5 protein-coding genes are annotated in these 5,737 nt (G+C 69.0%); all 5 read left to right on the top strand.

Annotated elements, in window-relative coordinates; translation table 11 throughout:
- Window positions 1-1,564 (top strand): type II and III secretion system protein family protein (locus HUU95_RS06980; protein WP_174279456.1); only part of this gene is annotated, 1,564 nt, incomplete at its 5' end.
- Between the two features lie 23 nt (window positions 1,565-1,587).
- Window positions 1,588-2,214 (top strand): CpaD family pilus assembly protein, encoded by a 627-nt coding sequence (locus HUU95_RS06975; RefSeq protein WP_174279455.1) that lies wholly within the window; start codon window positions 1,588-1,590, stop codon window positions 2,212-2,214.
- A gap of 1 nt (window position 2,215) precedes the next feature.
- Window positions 2,216-3,487, top strand: a complete 1,272-nt coding sequence (locus tag HUU95_RS06970; RefSeq protein WP_174279454.1) for an AAA family ATPase — start codon at window positions 2,216-2,218, stop codon at window positions 3,485-3,487.
- 33 nt (window positions 3,488-3,520) lie between these two features.
- Entirely contained in the window at window positions 3,521-4,492 is a 972-nt protein-coding gene (locus HUU95_RS06965; protein ID WP_174279453.1) for a type II secretion system F family protein, read from the top strand.
- A 13-nt stretch (window positions 4,493-4,505) separates the two neighbouring features.
- Window positions 4,506-5,498 carry a type II secretion system F family protein gene (locus HUU95_RS06960; protein ID WP_174279452.1) on the top strand — a complete coding sequence of 331 codons (993 nt, stop codon included), beginning with the start codon at window positions 4,506-4,508 and terminating at the stop codon, window positions 5,496-5,498.
- Window positions 5,499-5,737: the final 239 nt, after the last annotated feature.

Below are 5,737 nucleotides of genomic sequence, written 5' to 3'. Positions count from 1 at the left end.
GACCGTTCCGGCGCCGCGGGCCGCCCCGGCCCCGCAGGCCATCCGGGTCGGCCCGGCCACCGCGCCCGTGCTCCAGGTCAACACCGGTCGCGGCCGGCTGGTGACGCTGACCCGGCCGATGAGCGACCTGTTCATCTCCGACGATCAGGTCGCCGACGTCCAGGTCCGCTCGCCGACCCAGCTCTACATCTTCGGCAAGAAGACGGGCGAAACGACGATCTCCGCCACGACGAAGGGCGGCGCCGTCGCCTATTCGGCGACCGTCCGCGTCGGCAACAACCTCGATTCGATCGGCCAGATGCTGGCGCTGGCGATGCCGGAAGCGCGGATCACCGCGACGCCGATGAACGGCCTGGTCCTGCTCACCGGCGCGGTGGCGCAGCCGGAGGACGCGGCGGAGGCCGAGCGGCTGGTCCAGGCCTATGTCGGCGACGGCACCAAGGTGCTGTCCCGGCTCAAAGCCGCCACGCCATTGCAGGTGAACCTTCAGGTCCGCATCGCCGAGGTCAGCCGCTCGTTCGCCAAGAACATCGGCGCGAACTTGACCAATCGGGACAGCGGAAACTTCCTGTTCGGCATCGCCCGTGGCCGGCAGGGCACGATCTCGAATGTCCCGGGCGTCCCGCCGGCCGCTTATGTCAATGGCGCGCCGGTCGACGTTGCGGGGCGCCCGATCGCATTGGACGCCAGCGGCGCCGTGCCTGGCTCCAAGCTGTTCACGCAGCCGGCCATCGACGCCGGCAGCACGCTGCTCAGCGCGGCCGGTCGGCTACTGGGAACGGACCTCCTCGGCTCGCTCGATCTGGGCGAAACGATCGGCCAGGTCTCGACCCTTGCCAATCCCAATCTCTCCTGCACGTCGGGCGAGACCTGCAATTTCCTGGTCGGCGGCGAGATACCGATTCCGATCGCTCAGGGCGGCATCAATGGCGCGATCTCGGTCGAGTATAAGCAATACGGCGTCAGCCTGGCTTACTCTCCCACGGTGCTCTCGGACGGGCGTATCGCCCTCCACGTTCGCCCCGAAGTGTCCGAACTGTCGGAGGCGGGCGCGGTGCAACTGAACGGCACGACGATCCCGGCCCTGTCGACCCGGCGCGCGGAAACGACACTGGAGCTTGGCTCCGGCCAGTCGATGGTGATCGGCGGTCTGTTGTCGAACTCCCACAACAACTCGATCGAGAAGACGCCGGGTCTGGGCGACCTGCCGGTGCTGGGCGCGCTGTTCCGCTCCAACGGCTGGCGGCGCGAAGAGACGGAATTGATGATCGTCATCACGCCGTACCTGGTTAAGCCGGTCAACAATCCAGCCGATATCGTCCTGCCGACCGACGGCCTGGAGGCGCCCACCGACGCGCAGCGGCTGCTGCTGGGCGAGATGGGCACCGGCAAGACCGGTGCGCATCGGCCAGTGCCGACGATAGCGGTGCCAGCCGCGCCGGCGCCGACCGTGGGTGCGCTGGTGCCCGCGACGCCGGTGCCGGGCCGTGACGACCGGCGTCAGGGCGCCGACACCCGCGCCACTCGCCGCGGCACCGCGCCCGCCCCCGGCTTTTCCAATTGATCGCGTCCGCGAAAGGCACGCCCATGCGCCGTCACCCACTCCTCCTGTCCGCCATACTGCCCGCGCTCTTGATCGGCGGCTGCATGGGTACGCAGAACCGCGGCCTTGAGTCCGTGCACCAACCAGTGGTCGCGCGTCAGGATTACTCGCTGGACCTCGACCTCAGCGGTGACGGGCTGGCGCGCGGGGAGACGCAACGGCTGCGCGCCTGGCTAGACGCGATGCGTCTGCACTACGGCGACAAGGTCGCGATCGACGATCCCGCCGGGCTGCGCGGACCGCTTGACGACGTCGCTCGGGTCGTCGCCGGCTATGGCCTGATGCTTGCCGATGGCGCGCCGATCACCTTGGCGGCGGTCGCTCCCGGCACCGTTCGCGTCGTGGTGAGCCGCATGACCGCGTCTGTGCCCGGTTGCCCCGATTACACCCGCGACAGCTCGGTGGAATACAACAGCAACACCTCTTCTAATTATGGCTGCGCGACCAACACCAGCCTCGCTGCGATGGTCGCCAATCCGGCCGACCTGCTGCACGGCGAGAGCGAGACCGGCAACGATCCGACGCGCTCTACCAGGGCGATCGAGGCGTTCCGTAAGGCCTTCGGCGCTGGCGGAACGGCGGTCGCGGCGCCTTCGACGGGAGGCAAGTGAGATGAACGCGCCCTGGAAACCCGCCGGCGCCGGTACGCGCGATCCCTTCGTCGCCTATGTCTGCGACGACACCACCGCCGAGACGATCCGCCCGATCGTGGCCGAGCTTGGCTGGTCGGTGGACAAGGTCCACAAGGGCGGGCTGCGCAACGCGGTGCAGACGCTGTCGGTGTCCGCCAGCCCCCAGATCCTGTTCGTCGATCTCGCCGAATCGGGCGATCCCCTGTCCGATATCAACGGCCTGGCCGAGGTCTGCGAGCCCGGCACGGTGGTGATCGCCGCCGGCCAGGTGAACGACGTCCGCCTGTACCGCGATCTGGTCGCGTCGGGCATCCAGGACTATCTGCTCAAGCCGCTGCACGCGGACATGGTGCGCGACGCGTTCGCGTCGGCGCAGGCGATGCTGAACGCGCCCAAGCTGACGGACGCGGCGGTCGACCGGCCGCATTTCTCGATCGCGGTGATCGGCGCGCGCGGCGGCGTCGGCGCGTCCACGATCGCGACATCGCTCGCCTGGCTGCTCGCGGCCAAGGAGGGGCGCTCCACCGCGCTGCTCGATCTCGACGTCCATTTCGGCACGGGCGCGCTGGCGCTCGATCTGGAGCCCGGTCGCGGGCTGACCGACGCGATCGAGAACCCCAGCCGCATCGACGGCCTGTTCATCGAGCGCGCGATGGTGAAGGCGTCCGACAAGCTGGCGGTGCTGTCCGCCGAGGCGCCGATCAACTCGCCGCTGCTGACCGACGGCGCGGCCTTCTATCAATTGCAGGAGGAGATGCGCGGCGCGTTCGAATGCACCGTCATCGACCTGCCCCGATCCATGCTGGTGCAGCATCCCGCGCTGGTCGGCGACGTGCAGGCGGCGGTGGTCGTCACCGAGCTGACGCTGGCGGCGGCGCGCGACACGATCCGCATCCTGTCCTGGCTGAAGGCGAACGCGCCCGGCACGAGCGTACACGTCGTCGCCAACCGCCTGCCGGCGGCGAGCGCCCAGCTGGAGATCAGCCGCAAGGATTTCGAGGGCTCCATCGAGCGCAAGCTCGACTGGGCGGTGCCGCTCGACGCCAGGCTGGCGGCACAGGCGGCCAAGCTGGGCAAGCCGCTCGCGGAGGCCGGCAAGGCCACCAAGACGGTGGCGCCGCTGATCGAGCTGATCGGCGCGCTGGCCGGCGCCGCCGAGGACGCGGACGCCGCCGGCAAGAAGAGCAAGGGCGGCTCGCTGATGGCCAGGTTCGACCTCAAGGGCCTGATGGGCAAGCGCGCCAGGAAATGACCCGCCCCCGCTCCCCGTCGGAGGCCTGAGCCGATGCCGATCCTGCCACTCGCCGCGATGGGCGGCTCGCTGCTCGGGCTGCTGGCGCTGCTGTACGTCATCGCCGGCGGGCCATCGCCCGCGCGCGCGCAGGCACGGCGACTCGCAGGGGTGCGCGAGCGGCACGGCACCGTGGAGGCCGCCGCGACCGAGCGGATGCGCCGCGTCGCCACCAGCCGGGGCACGCGCATGGACCTGGCGGTGGGCAAGCTGCTCCCCAACCCGGAGAACCTGCGCCGGCGGCTCGCGATGACCGGCAAGACCTGGACCGTCAGCCAGTACGGCATGACGAGCGGCGGCCTGCTGGTGATCGTGACGGTGCTGCTCCGCGTCGAGCACCTGCCGTTCCTGCTCGCGCTGCTGGCCGGCGTGGCGCTGGGCGGCGGGCTGCCGCATTGGTGGGTCGGCCGCACGATCAAGCGCCGGGTCGCCCGCTTCACCGTCAAGTTCCCCGACGCGATCGAGCTGCTGGTGCGCGGCCTGCGCTCCGGCCTGCCGATCAGCGAGACGATGGCGGTCGTCGGCCACGAGGTGGACGGCCCCGTCGGCGAGGAGTTCCGGTCGGTCGTCGACAAGATGAAGATCGGCAAGTCAATGGACGCGGCGCTGCAGGACACCGCCGACCGGCTCGGCACGCCCGAGTTCCAGTTCTTCGTCATCACCATCGCCATCCAGCGCGAGACCGGCGGCAACTTGGCCGAGACGCTCGCCAACCTCGCCCATGTGCTGCGCCAGCGCAGTCAGATGAAGCTCAAGATCAAGGCGATGTCGTCGGAATCAAAGGCGTCGGCCTATATCGTCGGCTCGCTGCCGTTCATCGTCTTCACGCTGATCTGGTTCATCAACGCCAGCTACATGCAGAACTTCTTCGTCGACCAGCGGCTGATGATCGCCGGGCTGGGCGGGCTGGTGTGGATGGGCATCGGCGCGGGCATCATGGCCAAGATGGTCAATTTCGAGATCTGATGGGACGCGAGCGATGACCCCCTTGCCTCCTCATCCGACGATCCTGGGCGTCGATGTGCTGTGGGTGGCGACGCTGCTCATGGGCGTCGCCGCGTTCGCGGTGCTGCTCGCCATCTATGCCGCGACCACCGTGCGCGATCCGATGGCCAAGCGCGTCAAGGCGCTCAACGACCGGCGCGAGCAGCTCAAGGCGGGCATCACCGCGTCCACCAAGCGGCGCGCCAAGCTGGTGCAGCGCAACGACACCGCCGACCGGATGCGCTCGCTGCTGTCGTCGATGAAGGTGCTGCAGGACAGCCAGCTCAAGGTCGCGCAGCGCAAGCTGATGCAGGCCGGCATCCGTTCAAAGGAATGGGCGGTGGCCGTGATCTTCGGGCGGCTGGTGCTGCCGATCGTGTTCGGCGCGTTCATCAGCTGGCTGGTCTATGGCGACGATTTCTTCCCGACCTGGGGTCCGCTCAAGCGCTATGGCCTCGTCGCGGGCGTGACGATCCTCGCGTACAAGTTCCCGGACATCTATCTCAAGAACAAGATCACCAAGCGGTCCGACGCGATCCGCAAGGGGCTGCCCGACGCGCTCGACCTGCTGGTCATCTGCGCCGAAGCCGGGCTGACCGTCGACGCCGCCTTTCATCGCGTGGCCAAGGAACTGGGCCGCGCCTATCCGGAGCTGGGCGACGAGACGCAGCTGACCGCGATCGAGCTGGGCTTCCTGACCGAGCGGCGCCAAGCCTTCGAGAACCTGGCGGCGCGCGTCAACCTGGACGCGGTCAAGGGCGTGGTGACGACCATGATCCAGACGGAGAAATACGGCACGCCGCTCGCCAGCGCGCTGCGGGTGCTGTCCGCCGAGTTCCGCAACGAACGCATGATGCGCGCGGAGGAGAAGGCGGCGCGGCTGCCGGCGATCATGACGATCCCGCTGATCCTGTTCATCCTGCCCGTGCTGTTCATCGTCATCCTCGGGCCGGCGGCCTGCTCGATCAAGGACGCGCTGATCCACTGATCCGGGCGGCGGCAACCCAGGGGCGGGCTGGTCGTTATGGTCCCGTAACAGGAGGACCGCCCGTGACATCCGCGTTTAGCTTCAGCCTCGAACAATGGCTGTTCGTCGCCCTGATCTTCGTCGCCGGCTGGCTGCTCGGGCTCGCCAGCCATGGCGGCGGCAGGAAGTGGCGCGATCGCTACGCGGCCGAGCGCGAGGCGCACGCGCAGACGCGCAAGGCCGCCGACGCGCGGGTCGCC

The sequence above is a fragment of the Sphingomonas bacterium genome (assembly GCF_903643065.1).
Taxonomy (GTDB): Bacteria; Pseudomonadota; Alphaproteobacteria; order Sphingomonadales; family Sphingomonadaceae; genus Sphingomonas.
Note: the sequence above shows the minus strand (reverse complement) of the source record. Positions and strands in the feature narration are given on the sequence as shown.